Here is a 16,968-nt window from a genome sequence, read left to right as displayed (position 1 = left end):
TTTTTTTAAAACTTTACAACTTTAAAGTCTTTTTCAGGTTAAAGGATACAACTTTAATGTCTCTACACAGCGGTATCGTTCGGGAGCTGTCTTTCCGAACGATGAGTCACGGTCACAGGATTAGCTATGCGCAACAGTGAAAACTACATTATCACCACCGGGTCGGAGCCGCTCGCGACCGACGACGAAACGACCTGGTCATTTCCCGGGGCCATTATTGGCTTCGTCTCCTGGTTGCTGGCGCTTGGCATCCCGTTTCTTATGTATGGCGGCAATACGCTGTTCTTCTTCCTCTACACCTGGCCTTTCTTCCTGGCGCTAATGCCCGTCGCGGTTGTCGTCGGCATTGCGTTGCACTCCCTGTTCAATGGCAGGCTCCTGTATAGTGCCGTGTTCACTATCGCCGCCGTAGTCATCATATTTGGGCTGCTATTTTTATGGCTGATGGGTTAACTTGCGGCATAATTAAAACCCCAGAGTAGAGTCCAGCGGAAAGTTATGGGATGATGAAGCCGTTTTTTCAGGGGGCAGGATGGGTAGACTAACGCTGCTGTTGCTGGCTTTGCTGATTTGGCTGCAATACTCGTTGTGGTTCGGTAAGAACGGACTGCACGACTACAGCCGGGTGAGCGATGACGTCGCGGCTCAGCAGGCAACAAACGCCAAACTTAAGGCGCGTAACGATCAACTCTTTGCTGAAATTGATGACCTCAATGGCGGACAGGAGGCGATTGAGGAACGCGCACGCAATGAACTCAGTATGACTAAGCCGGGCGAAACCTTTTATCGTCTGGTTCCGGATGCGTCTAAACGCAATCAGGGCTCAGCACAAAATAATCGATAATCAGGCCCAGGATTACGACATGGCAGCAACTTTTTCGGACGTCTGTGCCGTGGTGCCGGCCGCAGGTTTTGGCCGGCGCATGCAAACAGAGTGTCCCAAGCAGTACCTTTCAATTGGTGATAAAACGATCCTCGAGCATGCCGTGGCGGCGCTGCTGGCGCACCCTCGGGTGACGCGAGCGATCATTGTCATCAGCCCCGGCGATGCGCGTTTTGCGCAGCTACCGCTGGCAAACCATCCACATATTACCGTTGTTGACGGCGGCGCCGAGCGCGCCGATTCCGTGCTGGCGGGCATTCAGGCTGCCGGAGACGCGCCGTGGGTGCTGGTGCACGACGCCGCACGTCCGTGTCTGCATCAGGACGATCTGGCGCGCCTGCTGGCGCTGAGTGAAACCAGTAAAGTGGGGGGCATCCTGGCCGCTCCGGTGCGTGACACCATGAAGCGCGCCGAGCCAGGCAAGCAGGCTATCGCCCACACCGTTGAGCGCGTCGATCTCTGGCACGCGCTGACGCCACAATTTTTCCCCCGCGAATTACTCCACGACTGCTTAACGCGTGCGCTTAAAGAAGGGGCGACCATCACGGATGAAGCCTCCGCGCTGGAGTATTGCGGTTTTCACCCCGAACTGGTTGAAGGACGCGCTGATAATATAAAAGTGACGCGCCCGGAAGATTTACAGCTCGCGGAATTTTATCTTACCCGTTCGACCCATCAGGAGAAGGCATAATGCGAATTGGACACGGTTTTGATGTACACGCCTTTGGCGGAGAAGGCCCAATTATCATTGGCGGCGTACGTATTCCTTACGAAAAAGGTCTGCTGGCGCATTCTGATGGCGACGTGGCGTTGCATGCGCTGACCGATGCCCTGCTGGGTGCCGCTGCGCTGGGGGATATCGGCAAGCTGTTCCCGGACACCGATCCGGCATTTAAAGGGGCAGACAGCCGCGAACTGCTGCGCGAAGCCTGGCGCCGCATTCAGGCCAAAGGCTATACGCTGGGCAACGTCGACGTGACGATCATCGCTCAGGCGCCGAAAATGCTGCCGCATATACCGCAGATGCGCGTGTTTATTGCTGAGGATCTGGGCTGTCACATGGACGACGTGAACGTCAAAGCCACCACCACCGAGAAGCTGGGCTTTACCGGTCGCGGCGAGGGCATTGCCTGTGAAGCGGTGGCGCTGCTGGTGAAGGCCGCCAAATGACGGACTTCGATAACCTGACTTATCTGCACGGTAAACCGCTGGGTTCTGGCATGCTGAAGGCCAGCCCTGAAGATTTCGTGGTGGTTGAGGATTTGGGGTTTGAGCCGGACGGTGAAGGCGAACATATCCTGGTACGAATTCTTAAAAACGGCTGCAATACCCGGTTTGTGGCCGATGCGCTGGCAAAATTCCTCAAAATTCATGCCCGCGAGGTGAGCTTCGCCGGACAGAAAGATAAACACGCCGTCACCGAACAGTGGCTGTGCGCGCGCGTTCCCGGCAATACGATGCCTGATTTAAGCCAGTTTGAGCTGGAAGGCTGTAAAGTGCTGGAATACGCCCGTCACAAGCGCAAACTGCGCCTGGGGGCGTTGAAAGGCAATGCGTTTACGCTGGTATTGCGTGAAGTGTCTGACCGTTCAGACGTTGAAAAACGCCTCAACGCCATCAATGAACGCGGCGTACCGAACTACTTTGGCGCCCAGCGCTTTGGCATTGGCGGCAGTAACCTGCAGGGCGCGCTTCGCTGGGCACAAAGCGATGCGCCGGTGCGCGACAGGAATAAGCGCAGTTTTTGGTTGTCGGCGGCCCGCAGTGCGTTGTTTAATCAGATTGTGAGCGAAAGGCTGAAAAAACCGGACGCGAATCAAGTTGTTGTTGGCGATGCGCTACAATTAGCGGGACGCGGAAGCTGGTTTGTGGCAACGGCCGACGAAATGGCCGATGTGCAGTCGCGCGTGGACGCGAAATCGCTGATGATTACCGCCGCGTTACCCGGCTCCGGTGAGTGGGGGACGCAGGGCGACGCGCTGAGCGCTGAGCAGACGGCTGTCGCCGATGCGCAGGCATTACAATCTTTGCTGGTGCGGGAAAAAGTCGAAGCAGCACGCCGCGCGATGCTGCTCTACCCGCAGCAGCTAAGCTGGAACTGGTGGGATGACGTCACCGTCGAGTTACGCTTCTGGCTGCCGGCCGGTAGCTTTGCCACCAGCGTTGTCAGGGAACTTATCAACACCTCGGGTGATTATGCGAATATTGCTGAGTAACGATGACGGGATCCACGCGCCAGGCATTCAGACCCTGGCGAAGCACCTCCGTGAATTTGCGGATGTGCAGGTTGTGGCGCCCGATCGTAACCGCAGTGGAGCGTCTAACTCACTGACCCTGGAGTCGTCGCTTCGCACCTTTACCTTTGAAAATGGCGATATTGCCGTACAGATGGGCACACCGACCGACTGCGTCTTTCTGGGCGTGAATGCCCTGATGCGACCGCGTCCGGATATTGTTGTCTCCGGTATTAATGCCGGGCCGAACCTCGGCGACGACGTGATTTACTCCGGTACCGTGGCGGCCGCAATGGAAGGTCGTCATCTGGGGTTCCCGGCGCTGGCGGTTTCGTTAAACGGCCACACGCACTACGACACCGCCGCCGCGGTGACCTGCTCGATCCTGCGGGCGCTCGGCCGCGAGCCGCTGCGTACCGGGCGTATTCTGAACATCAACGTGCCGGATCTCCCGCTGGATGAAATTAAAGGCATTCGCGTCACACGGTGCGGCAGCCGTCATCCGGCCGATCAGGTGATCCCGCAGCAGGATCCTCGCGGCAACACGCTTTACTGGATTGGCCCTCCTGGCGATAAGTGCGATGCGGGTCCGGATACCGACTTTGCCGCTGTGGATGAAGGCTATGTTTCTGTTACGCCACTGCACGTAGATTTAACGGCGTATAGTGCGCAAGATGTGGTGTCGGGCTGGCTGGATCGCGCAGGAGTGAACGCGCAATGGTAAGCAAACGTGTACAAACTCTTCTGGAACAACTTCGCGCACAGGGGATCCGCGACGAGCATGTGCTTGAAGCGCTTGCCCAGGTTCCGCGTGAGAAATTTGTAGACGAGGCGTTTGAACACAAAGCGTGGGAAAACGTGGCGCTGCCTATTGGGCAAGGCCAGACGATTTCGCAGCCTTACATGGTGGCGCGCATGACGGAGCTGCTTGAGCTCAAGCCCAATTCGCGCGTGCTGGAGATTGGCACCGGCTCGGGTTATCAGACCGCGATCCTGGCGCATCTGGTGCACCATGTCTGCTCCGTTGAGCGGATTAAAGGTTTACAGTGGCAGGCGCGTCGTCGCCTGAAACAACTTGATTTACACAATGTTTCGACACGACACGGTGATGGATGGCAGGGTTGGCAGGCTCGCGCCCCGTTCGACGCCATCATCGTGACGGCAGCCCCGCCTGAAATTCCTGCAGCCCTGTTGTCGCAGCTGGATGAGGGGGGCATTCTTGTTCTGCCCGTCGGCGATGAGCAGCAGCTCCTGAAGCGCGTTCGTCGACGTGGCGGCGAGTTTATTATCGACACCGTGGAAGCCGTGCGCTTTGTGCCTCTGGTAAAGGGGGAGTTGGCCTGAGACTCGGATTTATCCAGGGTTATTAAGGCAAATTCAGCGTATGGTGTGGCGCGAAAGATTCGTGCCATCACGGTAAATTTTAAGTCACTGGTAGTTAACACATTCCTGGGGGATAAATGAGCGCGGGAAGCCCTAAATTCACCATCAGCCGTGTTGCGGCATTATCACTGGTTTCGCTCTGGCTGGCTGGCTGTACAAGTTCTAACAATGCGCCTGCGCCCGTCAGTTCCGTCGGCGGAAACATCGGCTCGGGTAACACGTCCAGCGGAATGTTGATCACGCCTCCGCCTAAAATGGGAACTGCCACGGCGCAACAAAATCCGTCAACCCAGCCAGTTCAGCGCCCAATGACGCAGCCAACACAGATTCAGCCAGTTGAACAGCCTGTTCAGACCCAAAATGGCCGCATCGTGTATAACCGTCAGTATGGGAACATTCCGAAAGGCAGCTATACCGGCGGCAGCACCTATACCGTGAAACGCGGCGATACGCTGTTCTATATTGCCTGGATCACCGGGAACGATTTCCGTGACCTCGCACAGCGTAACAACGTCCAGGCCCCGTATGGTCTGGAGGTTGGGCAAACGCTCCAGGTGGGCAACGCAACGGGTACGCCACTGACGCCTGGCAACACGGTTTCAGCGGCCGATGTGACCGCACAAAATAACAGCGTTAAGCCTGCACAAAAATCCACCACGGTGGTTGCTTCACAACCTGTAATTACGTATTCTGAGGATTCAGGTGATCAGACTGCTAACAAAATGTTGCCGAATAATAAAGGGACTGCGACTACTGTCACAGCACCGGTTACGGCACCTGTGGTTAGCTCTACTGAACCGACTGCAAGCAGTCAGAATGCCAGTTCGTCAATCACTACCTGGCGCTGGCCAACTGACGGCAAGATTATCGAAAACTTCGCCACTTCTGAGGGTGGGAACAAAGGGATCGATATCGCAGGCAGTAAAGGACAGGCTATCATCGCGACCGCAGACGGACGCGTTGTGTATGCTGGTAATGCTCTGCGCGGTTACGGTAATCTTATCATCATCAAACACAATGATGATTACCTGAGTGCCTACGCCCATAACGACACAATGCTGGTCCGGGAACAACAAGAAGTTAAGGCGGGGCAAAAAATCGCTACCATGGGTAGCACCGGAACCAGTTCTACACGCTTGCATTTTGAAATTCGTTACAAGGGGAAATCCGTAAACCCGCTGCAGTATTTGCCGCAGCGATAATTTGACGGGGCATGCCAGCCAGGGTGTCTCGTTCAGGGATCACGGGTAGGAGCCACCTTATGAGTCAGAATACGCTGAAAGTTCATGATTTAAATGAAGATGCGGAATTTGATGAGAACGGAGTAGAGGCTTTTGACGAAAAAGCCTTAGTAGAAGAGGAACCCAGTGATAACGATTTGGCTGAAGAAGAGCTGTTATCGCAGGGCGCCACACAGCGTGTACTGGACGCGACTCAGCTTTACCTTGGGGAGATTGGTTACTCCCCACTGCTAACGGCCGAAGAAGAAGTCTATTTCGCACGTCGTGCTTTGCGTGGTGATGTTGCCTCGCGTCGTCGCATGATCGAAAGTAACCTGCGACTGGTCGTGAAAATTGCCCGCCGTTACGGCAATCGTGGTCTGGCTCTGCTGGATCTGATTGAAGAGGGCAACTTAGGTCTCATCCGCGCAGTTGAGAAGTTTGACCCGGAACGCGGGTTCCGTTTCTCAACCTACGCGACCTGGTGGATTCGTCAGACCATCGAACGGGCTATTATGAACCAGACCCGTACGATCCGCCTGCCGATCCACATCGTCAAAGAGTTGAACGTGTATCTGCGTACCGCGCGCGAGTTGTCCCATAAACTGGACCACGAGCCAAGCGCAGAAGAAATTGCCGAACAACTCGATAAACCGGTTGATGACGTAAGCCGTATGCTGCGTCTCAACGAGCGCATTACCTCCGTTGACACCCCGTTGGGTGGCGACTCCGAAAAAGCGCTGCTGGACATCCTGGCCGATGAAAAAGACAACGGTCCGGAAGACACCACGCAGGACGATGACATGAAACAGAGCATCGTCAAATGGCTGTTCGAACTGAACGCCAAACAGCGTGAAGTGCTGGCACGTCGTTTCGGTTTACTGGGGTATGAAGCTGCGACACTGGAAGATGTTGGCCGCGAAATTGGTCTGACTCGTGAACGTGTTCGTCAGATTCAGGTTGAAGGTCTGCGCCGCCTGCGTGAAATCCTGCAGGGGCAAGGTCTGAATATCGAAGCGCTGTTCCGCGAATAAGCAACCTTTCGTCAAAAAAGGCCCGTCGTGAGACGGGCCTTTTTCTTTTGTGCTATGGCTGCGCCGTTTCGTGCAGCAGACGCCATGTGATCCTGCCATCTTCCTGATTCAGCACTGCGGTTGACCAGCGCACGTTGATGGGGTGATCCGGGCGGGTTTGCGTCTCCCGGTAGTGAAGCACCGCGCCATCATCCCAGCTCTGTCGCGTCGATAATTCGTCAATGACGATCTTAAGCCCAGGACGACTTCCGCGCTGGTTATCCAGAAAACGAACAAGCCCGTTGTAGTCTATATGGACCCCACCGGGTGGGATCATCAGAAAATCAGACCGAAAACGGGCGAGCAAGGCGTCGGAATCGCCTTCGCCTTTGCCTAGCCAGTTTTCAAGTGCAATGTGGAGCTCGATAATCTCGTGTTCGAAAGGCGTCATGAATTCTCCTGTCGCAGCTGGGTGAGCACCTGCGTATTGTTAAGACGAAAAACGTACAGTACAGGCAGTAAGGTCATGCCTGCGGCAAAAATAAACATCCCGTGCCACGCGGCGAGCGGGGGTAGCCAGGCCTGCGCAAGGTTGAGGACCTGCGCCAGCAGCAGGGTTCCCACAAAAAAGCTCAACTGACGATTAAGATTCCACAGCGCACTGGCATCCGGCATATCTTCCCGGCGCGTTGTCAGAAAAGCGCTGCTCTGAGCCGTGCTGCTGCAAAGACTTCCCCCTGCACCCATCAACACAAACGCAAGGGTGGGTAACAGCGCTGTGCTGGCCGGACTGACGCTCAGTAAAAGCAGAACGCCCAGCGCCTGGAGCAGACAGCCTGTGACGACAAGGGGACGAGGACCAATACGGTTAAAATAGCGTCCCGTTGCCGTGATAGCGACAAACGATGCCACAGACCACGGCAGCATCAGCATTCCCGTTGCGCCGGGTGTCATATTGGCCTCGCTCTGAAGGTAATACATACCCGTGACGTTCACTCCAATAAATATGCCTGGTACACAGACATAGACCAGCATGGAAAAACGCAAAAGCGGGTCCGCAAGTAAAGGCAGGTTTAGCAGCCGGCTTGCTTTCATCGCGGGCTGTTCGTGTTTAAGCCACAAACAGCCCAGAACAAAGGTCACGATGGCAACCGGGAGCGTGGCGAAAAATATCCATCGCCAGCTTAGCGTTTGCACCAACACGCCTCCGAGAGCAGGGGAGCAGGCGGGTGCAAGCAGTGCGACCAGCATAACCGCTGAGGAGAGTCTGGCTCGCTCGTGAGGCTTAAACTGTTGCCAGGTCAACGCCTGTCCAACGGGAATCAATAAGCCTCCTCCCACCCCCTGCAACACTCGCCAGGCAATCAGGCTTTCCAGCGTGGCAGACAAGCCTGCCGCAGCAGAGGCAGCGCTGAACAGAAAAAGCGAGAGCAGGATGACGCGCTTCGGTCCAATTCGGCGCGTGAGCACGCTGCTAAACGGGATCACCAGCGTCAGACCCGCAATGTACCCGTTACTGACCCAGGCAAGTGCTGAAGGCGTGGCGTGAAAGGCGTGAGCCATTGCCGGAAAAGCGACGCTGGCAATAAACATGTTAATCAAATCAAGAAAAAAGCCCAGCAGATAGACAACGGCGACTTTGCTTCGATAGGTCATGGTGGTTCCTCCCGTGAGGAGGCGTATCGTATCGACGCGCCAGGTACGGATAAACCAGACAAAGCGCGATATACTGTCAAAAATATTTTGACGGTAAAAGGCGTGATGATGATTAACTTACAGCGGACGCAGATGTTTGTTGCGGTGGCAGACGCCGGCAGTTTCACTGCGGCAGCTGAGGCGATGGGGCTGACAAAAGCCGTGGTCAGCTTCAATATTCGTCAGCTCGAAGCCGAACTGGGCGTTACCCTGTTGCTGCGATCCACCCGCCGCCTGACGTTAACCGACGCGGGGACTCTTTTTCATCAACGCAGCGTCGCGCTTCTGAAGGATGCAGAACAGTTGCAGGATGATGTCCGCGCGAATCATGCCGGGCTCACCGGGGAGTTGCGGATCACGACCACGCCTGAGTATGGCTCACAGGTCGTGGTGCCGATGCTGGCAAGGTTCAGCCAGCAGCACCCGGATCTTCGCGTGCGTCATGTTTCGTCGTCACTGCATGCCGACCTTATCTCAGAGCGCTTTGATGTGGCTATCCGACTGGGAACGCTTACCGATTCACGCTATCACGCTGCATTGATCGCGCACTTTTCGATCCTGCCCGTTGCGACACCCGAGTGGCTCGGTACTCATCCGATCGCATCGCTGGCGCAGCTTGCCCATGCGGACTGGATTATCCACGAGCGCTTAACCTCGCCGCTGCGCTGGCAGGTGAAAAATGCCGGTGGTTTGCCCGACACGCTGGAGATAAAAAAAGCGCCGCGCCTGTTTGCCGACAGTGCGCAGGCTCTTATGGCCTTTGCACTCGCCGGAGGTGGAGTGGCATTACTGCCGGAATGGCTGGTGCGCGATGCGCTGGATACGGGAAAACTGGTGCCGGTTTTACCGGAATATACCTTCGCGCGGCAGGGCATTTACGCGGTTTATCCGGATGCCCGGCACGTGCCGGCGAAAGTACGCACCTTTATTGATTTTATGCGCGCCAGCGTGAATTAATCGTGCATCATTTTCTTGATAAGCGCAGAGAACTGCTCCCGTTCGGCCTGACTCAGGCGCCCTAAAAATGCCTCATCTACTTCATTGCTTACTGGCTTGCTGCCTTCAAGCAGGGCTTCGCCTTCTGGTGTCAGGAAGACAAACCGGCGGCGCTTATCGGCGGGGTCATGCTCGCGTTTGACCAGCCCGCGCGCCTCCATGCGGCTCAGCATTTCCGCCAGGGTCGCTTTCGTGCTGACAGCCACTTCGGTCAATGCCACCTGTTCAATGCCCGGATGCTCGGCAACAGAACGCATAACCGCATACTGCGGCTTGGTCAGCTCCGGTAGGGCATGTTGCCACTGCGCGGTATGCTGTTGAAAAAGCTGACGTAACAGGTGGAACGCCTCTTGTCTTAGTTCCATGAACACTCCGACGGAAAAAATCTCCCCCTATGATAGCCGCTAAAGCCCGGGATGATAACGCGGCATTTTTTAGCAATTAGTGTGATCGTATGCGAACGATCTTGTCAGAAAAACGATCCGGGAGTAGTTTACCTATAATGTTCGTACACGAACAAATTAATTGAGGTGATGAATGAGATTGATCGTGGGAATGACGGGGGCGACGGGGGCTCCGCTGGGCGTGGCGCTGCTGCAGGCGCTGCGGGAGATGCCTGAGGTGGAAACGCATCTGGTGATGTCGAAGTGGGCTAAAACCACCATCGAGCTGGAAACGCCTTACACCGCGCAGGACGTTGCTGCGCTGGCTGACGTTGTCCACAGCCCGGCTGACCAGGCCGCCACTATCTCCTCCGGCTCGTTTCGTACCGACGGCATGATCGTTATTCCCTGCAGCATGAAAACGCTGGCGGGGATCCGCGCAGGCTACGCCGAAGGGCTGGTGGGCCGTGCGGCGGATGTGGTGTTGAAAGAGGGGCGCAAGCTGGTGCTGGTTCCCCGCGAAACGCCGCTCAGCACCATCCATCTGGAGAACATGCTGGCGCTTTCCCGAATGGGCGTGGCGATGGTGCCGCCCATGCCTGCGTATTACAACCATCCGCAGACCGCCGATGACATCACCCAGCATATCGTGACCCGCGTGCTCGACCAGTTTGGTCTGGAGCATAAAAAGGCACGCCGCTGGAATGGGCTGCGGGAGGCGAAAGATTTTTCACAGGAGAATAAAAATGGCATTTGATGATTTGAGAAGCTTTCTGCAGGCACTCGATGAGCAAGGGCAACTGCTGAAAATTGAGGAAGAGGTGAATGCGGAGCCGGATCTGGCGGCGGCAGCCAACGCCACCGGTCGCATTGGCGACGGTGCGCCCGCGCTGTGGTTTGACAATATTCGCGGGTTTACCGATGCCCGCGTGGTGATGAACACCATCGGCTCCTGGCAGAACCACGCCATTTCAATGGGGCTGCCTGCGAATACCCCGGTGAAAAAACAGATCGACGAGTTTATCCGCCGCTGGGATAAATTCCCCATCGCACCGGAGCGCCGCGCCAACCCGGCCTGGGCTGAGAATACGGTGGACGGTGAAGACATCAACCTGTTCGACATCCTGCCGCTGTTTCGCCTGAATGACGGAGACGGTGGTTTTTATCTCGACAAAGCGTGCGTTGTTTCGCGCGATCCGCTTGACCCGGATAACTTCGGCAAGCAGAACGTCGGCATTTATCGCATGGAGGTGAAAGGTAAGCGCAAGCTCGGCCTACAGCCGGTGCCGATGCACGATATCGCCCTGCATCTGCATAAAGCGGAAGAGCGTGGAGAAGATCTGCCGATTGCAATTACTCTCGGCAACGATCCGATCATCACCCTGATGGGTGCGACGCCGCTGAAATACGATCAGTCAGAATATGAGATGGCGGGTGCCCTGCGCGAAAGCCCATACCCGATTGCCACCGCACCGTTGACCGGCTTCGATGTACCGTGGGGCTCTGAAGTGATCCTGGAAGGGGTGATTGAAGGTCGTAAACGTGAAATCGAAGGGCCGTTTGGAGAGTTTACCGGGCACTATTCCGGTGGCCGTAATATGACGGTGGTACGTATTGATAAAGTTTCTTATCGCACGAAACCGATTTTCGAATCCCTGTACCTCGGTATGCCGTGGACCGAAATTGACTATCTGATGGGCCCAGCCACCTGCGTGCCGTTATACCAGCAGCTAAAAGCCGAATTCCCGGAAGTGCAGGCGGTGAACGCGATGTACACCCACGGTTTGCTGGCGATTATCTCCACCAAAAAGCGTTACGGCGGTTTTGCCCGCGCGGTCGGTTTGCGTGCCATGACTACGCCGCATGGCCTGGGCTACGTGAAGATGGTGATTATGGTGGATGAAGATGTTGACCCGTTCAACCTCCCGCAGGTGATGTGGGCGCTGTCATCGAAGGTCAACCCGGCAGGCGATCTGGTTCAACTGCCGAACATGTCGGTGCTTGAACTCGACCCTGGCTCCAGCCCGGCGGGCATTACCGACAAACTGATTATTGATGCGACGACGCCTGTCGCCCCGGACACCCGAGGCCACTATAGCCAGCCGGTACAGGATCTGCCTGAGACCAAAGCCTGGGCTGAAAAACTGACCGCGATGCTGGCAGCACGTCAATAAGGAGGAAAAGATGATTTGTCCACGTTGTGCCGATGAACATATTGAAGTGATGGCGACATCACCCGTGAAGGGGGTCTGGACGGTTTATCAGTGCCAGCATTGTCTCTATACCTGGCGCGATACCGAGCCGCTGCGCCGCACCAGCCGTGAACATTATCCGGAAGCGTTTCGTATGACGCAGAAGGATATTGACGAGGCACCGCAGGTGCCGACGATCCCGCCGCTGCTGTAAAAAAAGCCGGGTGGCGGCTTCGCCTTACCCGGCCTACAAAACCCGTAGGCCCGGTAAGCGCAGCGCCACCGGGCAATAAAGACCGCAGAGAACTAAACCAGACTCTTCAACCGATAAATCCACTCCAGCGCCTGACGCGGCGTCAGTGAATCCGGGTCGAGATTCTCCAGTGCTTCCATCGCAGGCGACGTCTCTTCCGCAGGCACCAGCAGCGACATCTGCGTGCCATCAATCTGCGTCGCCGCCGCATTCGGTGACAGGCTTTCCAGCTCACGCAGTTTCTGACGCGCGCGCTTAATTACCTCTTTCGGTACGCCAGCCAGCGCCGCGACGGCCAGGCCATAGCTCTTGCTCGCCGCACCGTCCTGCACCGTGTGCATGAAGGCGATGGTATCGCCGTGTTCCAGCGCATCAAGGTGGACGTTAGCCACCCCTTCCATCTTCTCCGGTAGCTGCGTCAGCTCGAAGTAATGGGTGGCGAACAGCGTCATGGCTTTGATTTTGTTCGCGAGGCTTTCAGCGCAGGCCCATGCCAGCGACAGGCCATCGTAGGTTGATGTTCCGCGTCCGACTTCGTCCATCAGCACCAGACTGTGTTCCGTCGCGTTGTGCAGAATGTTAGCCGTTTCGGTCATCTCCACCATAAAGGTTGAGCGACCGCTCGCCAGATCGTCTGCCGCCCCGACGCGGGTAAAGATACGGTCGATAGGGCCAATCTCAACGTGTTGCGCCGGGACGTAGCTGCCGATATAGGCGAGCAGCGCAATCAAAGCGGTCTGGCGCATATAGGTACTTTTACCGCCCATGTTTGGCCCGGTAATGATCAGCATTCTTCGCTGCGGCGAGAGGTTCAGCGGGTTGGCGATGAACGGCTCATTCAGTACCTGCTCGACCACCGGGTGACGGCCTTCAGTGATGCGGATACCGGGCTTGTCGGTAAAGGTCGGACAGGTATAGTTCAGCGTTTCCGCGCGTTCAGCCAGGTTCACCAGCACATCCAGCTCCGCCAGCGCGCTGGCGCTAAGCTGCAGATCGGCCAGGTGTGGCATCAGCATGTCAAACAGCTCTTCGTACAGCTGTTTTTCCAGCGCCAGCGCTTTACCTTTCGAGGTGAGCACTTTGTCTTCGTACTCTTTCAGCTCGGGAATAATGTAGCGCTCGGCGTTTTTCAACGTCTGACGACGGACGTAGTGAATTGGTGCCAGATGGCTCTGCCCGCGGCTGATCTGAATATAGTAACCGTGTACCGCGTTATACCCCACTTTCAGGGTGTCGAGCCCAAGACGCTCGCGCTCGCGGATTTCCAGTTTATCAAGATAATCCGTTGCACCGTCGGCCAGCGCACGCCATTCGTCCAGCTCCTCGTTGTAGCCAGGGGCAATGACGCCGCCGTCACGCACCAGAACCGGAGGCGCATCGATAATGGCGCGTTCCAGCAGTTCGCGAAGCTCGGTAAACTCGCCCATCGTTTCACGGAGTTTCTGAACCGGAGCGCTGTCAACGTCGCTCAACTGAGCACGCAGTTCCGGTAACTGCTGGAAAGCATGACGCATACGTGCGAGATCGCGTGGGCGTGCGGTGCGCAATGCCAGACGGGCAAGGATACGCTCGAGATCGCCCACCTGACGCAGAACGGGCTGCAGCTCGGTGTAACGATCCTGCAATGCGGCAATCGTCTGTTGACGGCAGACAAGCGTATTCGTATCGCGAATGGGCATATGCAGCCAGCGTTTCAGCATACGGCTCCCCATCGGCGTCACCGTGCTGTCGAGGACCGACGCGAGGGTATTTTCTATGCCACCCGCCAGGTTCTGCGTGATCTCCAGGTTGCGGCGCGTGGCGGCATCCATGATGATGCTGTCCTGCTGGCGCTCCATGGTGATAGAACGGATATGCGGCAGGGCGGTGCGTTGGGTGTCTTTCACGTATTGCAGCAGGCAACCTGCTGCACACAGCCCGCGCGGCGCATTTTCAACGCCAAAACCGATCAAGTCGCGGGTGCCAAACTGCAGATTCAACTGCTGGCGCGCGGTATCTATTTCGAATTCCCACAGCGGGCGACGGCGTAAACCTCGGCGACCTTCAATCAGCGCCATCTCGGCGAAATCTTCGGCATAGAGCAGCTCAGCCGGGTTGGTGCGCTGCAATTCGGCAGCCATCGTTTCACGGTCAGCGGGTTCACTCAGACGAAAACGCCCGGAGCTGATGTCCAGTGTGGCATAACCAAACCCTTTGCCGTCCTGCCACAGCGCCGCCAGCAGGTTATCCTGGCGCTCCTGAAGCAGGGCTTCATCACTAATGGTACCTGGCGTGACGATGCGCACGACTTTGCGTTCAACCGGCCCCTTCGACGTCGCCGGATCGCCAATCTGTTCGCAAATGGCGACGGATTCTCCCTGATTGACCAGTTTGGCCAGGTAGTTCTCTACCGCATGGTGCGGGATGCCTGCCATCGGGATGGGCTCACCTGCCGATGCGCCACGTTTGGTCAGCGAAATGTCGAGCAACTGCGATGCACGTTTGGCATCGTCATAAAACAGCTCGTAAAAATCGCCCATACGGTAAAACAGCAGGATTTCCGGGTGCTGTGCTTTCAGCTTCAGATACTGCTGCATCATCGGCGTATGTGCGTCGAAATTGTCGATTGTGCTCATGGAGTTATGATGTCCATTTCTTTGAAAAGAAACCGTTTTGAGCGGCTCAGTGGCCGTTAGTTCCTGCTATTGTCGCATGAAAAAAAGCGATGTCGCAGAAAAATGTCGCGGCTTTACGAGGTGCCTTCCGGCATCAACTCGATGACAATTTTGCCATGTTCCACGCCCACCCTGACCTGGGCGTTGGTAGTAAAGCCCGCCTTTTCAAGCCAGTCCCCTTTTAAGCTCAACGCCGCATGTACGCTGTAACGCTTAGGTATCTTAGTTTTTCGATCCTCGTGACGTTTTCTGAAATATCCCACTTTTAAATGGCGGTAGGGTTTGCCAGTCGCGATCTCTTGCATAGAACCTCCAGACAATACGGACAACGGTCACTCCTGATGCCTGTATAAAATACCCGTGATTTTCAGGAGGTGTAGCATTAATGCTGGAATCAGGCTTCAGAAAACGGAATGCAACAACTGAAATTCAGGGTTTAAAAGAGTATTATTGATGCATCTTATTAATCGGTAAGTCGCTATGTCCGGTAAACGCATATCACGAGAAAAAGAGACTATCGCGAAAATGATCGCGTTGTTTGAAAAGCAGTGCCCGCAGGCGTCTCGGGAAGAGGGGCATTATCAGGCGCTGAACGCGTATGCCGATAAGCGCCTGGATAAGTGTGTTTTTGGTGAAGAAAAGCCTGCCTGTAAACAGTGTCCGGTACACTGCTACCAGCCCGCAAAGCGGGAAGAGATGAAGCAGATTATGCGCTGGGCGGGGCCACGCATGTTATGGCGTCATCCTTTCCTGACCGTTCGTCATCTGATTGACGATCGTCGTCCGGTGCCGGAATTACCGGAAAAGTATCGCCCGAAAAAGTGAGCCGTTCAGCTTCGCAGTGGTCGGCAAATTACCTGCAGGGCCAGGGCGCTGCATAACGGGAAGAGGGCCAGCAGCAGCCAGGGGTATATTGCCTGAGCCGAAGGCACCAGCGCGCGATCCAGCAGACTGCCAAACAACAAATTTCCCGCCAGTACCGCCATCCCTCCGGCGGTGGCGAGAGCACCATAATGCGCCCCCAACGTTGATTCCTCGGCGAACCGCGGAATGAGATCTTTTGCCGAGGGGACCAGCAGCATTTGTCCCAGCGTCAGTAACGTGACAAATAAGACCGACGGCAGCAACCGCAACCAGCCCTCCGGCGGTTCAGTCGCTGCAAACATCGCTACGCTCGCAAAGGCCGTAGAAAGCAGCAAAAAGCCCACCGGCAGGATCCTCACCGCGCCCACGCGGCGGGCAAAGCGTGCCAGCGGCAGCTGTAAGGTAATGATCAGCACGGAGGCGAGCATAAAAAGCGGACCGAGATCTTTCTCGTTACCACCAGATCGCTGGATCTCCACCGGCAGCGCCAGATAAAGCTGGTTGTAGCTTAACAGCCATGAGCTATAGGCAATGATGAAGGCGACGAAGCGAGGCTGGCGGAAGGTTGTCCACCAGGGCTGTATTTTCAGCGTTTGCGAACGGCGGCCAGAAGCAGGAAGGCAGAAGTAGAGCACCACTAACGCAATAATAAAGACCCCTGCACCCGCCAGCGCCACCTGGCGGAAGCCAAGTCCCGTTAACAGGGCGCCAGCAACCGGGCCCAGTACCGCGCCGAGTTCCCCGCAGACTGCAAACAGTGCAAACCACTCCGCCCGGCTTCGTGTCCCTTTCGCCTCACTGTGCGTGCCCGCTTTGGCCAGCAATGCCTCAATCGAAGGGGAAAATAATGCGCCGCCGATGCCCGTCAGACATGCGCCCACAATAATCGGCGAGAGCGATTCCCCGAAGGCCAGCAGCAGATAACCTGAAACACGAACAATACAGCCGCTGAGGATAACCACTTTCGCGCCAAACCGGTCCGAGAGGGCACCGCCAACGATAAACATCCCCTGCTGGGAGAAGGTGCGCAGGCCCAGAATCAGCCCGATCAGTCCGCCGGAGAGCAGCATGTCGTCGCGCAGGAATATCGCCAGGAAAGGAACGACGGCGTAAAAGCCAATGTTGAAAACAAACTGGCTACCCAGTAAGACGGGCGGCCAGAGCGTGGCGGCTGGGCGAAGGAGCATTGTGATTTACG

The 16,968-nt window shown here is 56.3% G+C and carries 20 protein-coding genes; 14 read left to right on the top strand and 6 right to left on the bottom strand.

The genetic code is table 11. The annotated features are described in order from the left end of the window. Positions 1-126 precede the first annotated feature (126 nt). From ACOTXR_RS15540 to rpoS, 9 genes are all read left to right on the top strand, one after another. On the top strand, positions 127-453 hold the full coding sequence (locus ACOTXR_RS15540) for a DUF3561 family protein (protein ID WP_014885031.1): 327 nt from the start codon (positions 127-129) through the stop codon (positions 451-453). A 79-nt stretch (positions 454-532) separates the two neighbouring features. Beyond that, positions 533-844, top strand: a complete 312-nt coding sequence (gene ftsB, locus ACOTXR_RS15535) for a cell division protein FtsB (protein ID WP_058690190.1) — start codon at positions 533-535, stop codon at positions 842-844. 19 nt (positions 845-863) lie between these two features. Then, positions 864-1,574 carry a 2-C-methyl-D-erythritol 4-phosphate cytidylyltransferase gene (gene ispD, locus ACOTXR_RS15530; protein WP_058690191.1) on the top strand — a complete coding sequence of 237 codons (711 nt, stop codon included), beginning with the start codon at positions 864-866 and terminating at the stop codon, positions 1,572-1,574. Continuing rightward, entirely contained in the window at positions 1,574-2,053 is a 480-nt protein-coding gene (gene ispF / locus ACOTXR_RS15525; RefSeq protein WP_006811766.1) for a 2-C-methyl-D-erythritol 2,4-cyclodiphosphate synthase, read from the top strand. Before ispD ends, ispF begins: the two co-directional genes overlap by 1 nt. After that, entirely contained in the window at positions 2,050-3,099 is a 1,050-nt protein-coding gene (gene truD / locus ACOTXR_RS15520; RefSeq protein WP_023338755.1) for a tRNA pseudouridine(13) synthase TruD, read from the top strand. Before ispF ends, truD begins: the two co-directional genes overlap by 4 nt. Continuing rightward, positions 3,080-3,841, top strand: coding sequence for a 5'/3'-nucleotidase SurE (surE, locus tag ACOTXR_RS15515; RefSeq protein WP_014885028.1), 762 nt, complete (start codon positions 3,080-3,082; stop codon positions 3,839-3,841). Before truD ends, surE begins: the two co-directional genes overlap by 20 nt. Continuing rightward, entirely contained in the window at positions 3,835-4,461 is a 627-nt protein-coding gene (locus ACOTXR_RS15510; RefSeq protein ID WP_058690192.1) for a protein-L-isoaspartate(D-aspartate) O-methyltransferase, read from the top strand. Before surE ends, ACOTXR_RS15510 begins: the two co-directional genes overlap by 7 nt. Positions 4,462-4,577: 116 nt before the next feature. Then, positions 4,578-5,702 carry a murein hydrolase activator NlpD gene (nlpD, locus tag ACOTXR_RS15505; protein ID WP_058690193.1) on the top strand — a complete coding sequence of 375 codons (1,125 nt, stop codon included), beginning with the start codon at positions 4,578-4,580 and terminating at the stop codon, positions 5,700-5,702. Between the two features lie 59 nt (positions 5,703-5,761). Then, positions 5,762-6,754, top strand: coding sequence for an RNA polymerase sigma factor RpoS (gene rpoS, locus ACOTXR_RS15500; RefSeq protein ID WP_008499600.1), 993 nt, complete (start codon positions 5,762-5,764; stop codon positions 6,752-6,754). 52 nt (positions 6,755-6,806) lie between these two features. Here rpoS and ACOTXR_RS15495 read toward each other — a convergent pair whose 3' ends face one another. Then, on the bottom strand, positions 6,807-7,184 hold the full coding sequence (locus ACOTXR_RS15495; protein ID WP_023338753.1) for a DUF4440 domain-containing protein: 378 nt from the start codon (positions 7,182-7,184) through the stop codon (positions 6,807-6,809). After that, positions 7,181-8,389, bottom strand: a complete 1,209-nt coding sequence (locus ACOTXR_RS15490; RefSeq protein WP_058690194.1) for an MFS transporter — start codon at positions 8,387-8,389, stop codon at positions 7,181-7,183. Before ACOTXR_RS15490 ends, ACOTXR_RS15495 begins: the two co-directional genes overlap by 4 nt. Before the next feature lie 108 nt (positions 8,390-8,497). Between ACOTXR_RS15490 and ACOTXR_RS15485 the strand changes: the two genes are divergently transcribed. Continuing rightward, entirely contained in the window at positions 8,498-9,385 is an 888-nt protein-coding gene (locus ACOTXR_RS15485; RefSeq protein ID WP_032635681.1) for a LysR family transcriptional regulator, read from the top strand. On the opposite strand, the gene ACOTXR_RS15480 is transcribed toward ACOTXR_RS15485, so the two are convergent. Continuing rightward, the gene (locus ACOTXR_RS15480) at positions 9,382-9,789 is read right to left on the bottom strand and encodes a MarR family winged helix-turn-helix transcriptional regulator (RefSeq protein WP_014885022.1); all 408 of its coding nucleotides are present in this window, start codon (positions 9,787-9,789) and stop codon (positions 9,382-9,384) included. The genes ACOTXR_RS15485 and ACOTXR_RS15480 overlap by 4 nt on opposite strands. 172 nt (positions 9,790-9,961) lie before the next feature. Here ACOTXR_RS15480 and ACOTXR_RS15475 point away from each other — a divergent pair, with 172 nt between their 5' ends. The 3 genes from ACOTXR_RS15475 to ACOTXR_RS15465 are packed head-to-tail and all read left to right on the top strand — an operon-like array spanning position 9,962 to position 12,213. After that, positions 9,962-10,564: a non-oxidative hydroxyarylic acid decarboxylases subunit B gene (locus ACOTXR_RS15475; protein ID WP_014885021.1), complete on the top strand. Its 603-nt coding sequence runs from the start codon at positions 9,962-9,964 to the stop codon at positions 10,562-10,564. After that, positions 10,554-11,981: a non-oxidative hydroxyarylic acid decarboxylases subunit C gene (locus ACOTXR_RS15470; RefSeq protein ID WP_032635686.1), complete on the top strand. Its 1,428-nt coding sequence runs from the start codon at positions 10,554-10,556 to the stop codon at positions 11,979-11,981. The genes ACOTXR_RS15475 and ACOTXR_RS15470 overlap by 11 nt, the downstream gene beginning before the upstream one ends. A 10-nt stretch (positions 11,982-11,991) precedes the next feature. After that, positions 11,992-12,213, top strand: a complete 222-nt coding sequence (locus ACOTXR_RS15465) for a non-oxidative hydroxyarylic acid decarboxylases subunit D (RefSeq protein ID WP_003862116.1) — start codon at positions 11,992-11,994, stop codon at positions 12,211-12,213. A 92-nt stretch (positions 12,214-12,305) separates the two neighbouring features. Here the strand turns inward: ACOTXR_RS15465 and mutS are convergent, their stop codons facing one another. Both mutS and ACOTXR_RS15455 read right to left on the bottom strand, forming a co-directional pair. Next, complete coding sequence (gene mutS, locus ACOTXR_RS15460) at positions 12,306-14,867, bottom strand: DNA mismatch repair protein MutS (protein ID WP_222834703.1); 2,562 nt, start codon at positions 14,865-14,867, stop codon at positions 12,306-12,308. A gap of 113 nt (positions 14,868-14,980) precedes the next feature. Next, a complete protein-coding gene (locus ACOTXR_RS15455; RefSeq protein ID WP_014885018.1) occupies positions 14,981-15,211 on the bottom strand; it encodes a SymE family type I addiction module toxin in 231 nt (76 codons plus the stop codon). 175 nt (positions 15,212-15,386) lie between these two features. On the opposite strand from ACOTXR_RS15455, the gene ACOTXR_RS15450 reads away from it, so the two are divergent. Continuing rightward, entirely contained in the window at positions 15,387-15,731 is a 345-nt protein-coding gene (locus ACOTXR_RS15450) for a nitrous oxide-stimulated promoter family protein (RefSeq protein ID WP_058690646.1), read from the top strand. A gap of 5 nt (positions 15,732-15,736) precedes the next feature. Here ACOTXR_RS15450 and ACOTXR_RS15445 read toward each other — a convergent pair whose 3' ends face one another. After that, the gene (locus tag ACOTXR_RS15445; RefSeq protein WP_014885016.1) at positions 15,737-16,957 is read right to left on the bottom strand and encodes an MDR family MFS transporter; all 1,221 of its coding nucleotides are present in this window, start codon (positions 16,955-16,957) and stop codon (positions 15,737-15,739) included. Between the last annotated feature and the right edge of the window lie 11 nt (positions 16,958-16,968).

The sequence above is a fragment of the Enterobacter cloacae complex sp. IR53030 genome, assembly GCF_049238365.1.
Classification (GTDB): Bacteria; Pseudomonadota; Gammaproteobacteria; order Enterobacterales; family Enterobacteriaceae; genus Enterobacter; species Enterobacter kobei.
This window is presented reverse-complemented; position numbering and strand designations above follow the sequence as displayed.